Source organism: Corynebacterium lipophilum, from assembly GCF_024102595.1.
GTDB classification, from domain to species: Bacteria; Actinomycetota; Actinomycetes; order Mycobacteriales; family Mycobacteriaceae; genus Corynebacterium; species Corynebacterium pseudogenitalium.
Genome location: NZ_JAEUWV010000046.1, coordinates 1 through 1,333, shown reverse-complemented (window position 1 = coordinate 1,333; position 1,333 = coordinate 1). Strand labels below are relative to the sequence as shown.

The following is a 1,333-nucleotide window of genomic DNA, read 5'->3' as shown; positions in this document are numbered from 1 at the left end:
GGGGCCGACCCCTGAAAAGTAGACACCATGGGGTGGTCAAATAATGGGTTCAACTCTAGCGTATCGCTACGCGCAACGAGATTCGTACTCGCAAGGAGTCAAATACTTGCACCAAGAATGCCGTCGGCTGGTGTTGTAACGCACACACCACGCAAAGACATCGCGGCGACATATCAACTGGTTTGCAAAGACTTTGTTGTCCTTGAGCACTTCTCGCTTCAACGTCGCGTTAAACGACTCCGCCAACGAATTATCAGCACTCGTGCCAACCGCACCCATCGACTGGGTTACCTGCAAGCGGCGACACGTCGCCTGAAACTGCGACGAGGTATATACACTGCCGTGATCTGAGTGAAAAATCGCCCCAGCAAGACTTCCACGACTACGACGGGCATGCTCGAGTGCTTCTTCTACCAGCTCAGTGCGCATGTGATCGGCAATCGCGAAGCCTACAAGTCGCCTGGAGTAACAGTCGATCACCGTTGCTAAATACATATTCGCCCCACCGGCAACCGGTAGGTAGGTGATATCGCCGACAAGGACCATATTAGGCGCTTGTGCGGTGAAGTTACGCTTGACTAAGTCGGCAAACACCTTCCGGTTGCGGGCTGATCGCGTGGTGGTGACGTTGCGTTTTTTCGTGTAGCCACGCAGGCGCAGCAAGCGCATAATCCGGGCGATACGCTTGTGGTTTACCGGATCATTATCGAGGTATTTGTCACTGTAGTTCAGCTCAGCGGCGATGCGTTTCGCACCGTAGAGTTGGTCTTTTTCCTCGAAGATCGTCTTGACCTTTACTCCCAGAAGTGCATCGGCCACCTGGCGGCGTTGCCGCCTAGGCTTGGTGGCTTTCCACTTGTAGTAGGAGCTTCGGTTGATATCGAGCACCGTGCACATCCGCTTGACCGAGTACTCGGTGCGGTGGTCATCAACAAACCGGAAGCGGATCACCAGTTTGTCTCTTCCATGAAATACTTCGCTGCCTTGCGCAAGATGTCGCGTTCTTCTCTGAGCTTGGCGTTTTCGCGTTCGAGCTGGCGAAGTCGTTCTGCGTCCGTCAGCATCTTTGCTTCGTTGACAGGGGTTGTTGTTTGAAAGGATTGGGCTTTGGCACCGGTGCCGAGTCGTTGGACCCACGCACGTAGTGTGGCGCGGTTGATGCCTAGGTCTTCGGCCGTGGTTCTTAGTGAGGCCTCTGGCGTGTTCTCGTACATGGCAACGGCGTCGCGCTTGAATTGCTCCGAATATGTTTTCCGTGGCATTAGGGTAGGTTACCTTTCTCCGACACTGTGTTGTCGGTTTCAGAGGTGTCTACCTAACGGGGGTCAGGTCC

General features: G+C 54.3%; 1 protein-coding gene. It reads right to left on the bottom strand.

The window, feature by feature from the left end; all coding sequences use genetic code 11:
* Window positions 1-66: 66 nt before the first annotated feature.
* Window positions 67-1,262, bottom strand: a protein-coding gene (locus tag JMN37_RS11240) for an IS3 family transposase (RefSeq protein WP_252932200.1) whose coding sequence is annotated in 2 segments (ribosomal slippage) — window positions 67-971 and window positions 971-1,262 — 1,197 coding nt in all. Because the reading frame shifts where the segments join, the coding sequence is not laid out codon by codon here.
* Between the last annotated feature and the right edge of the window lie 71 nt (window positions 1,263-1,333).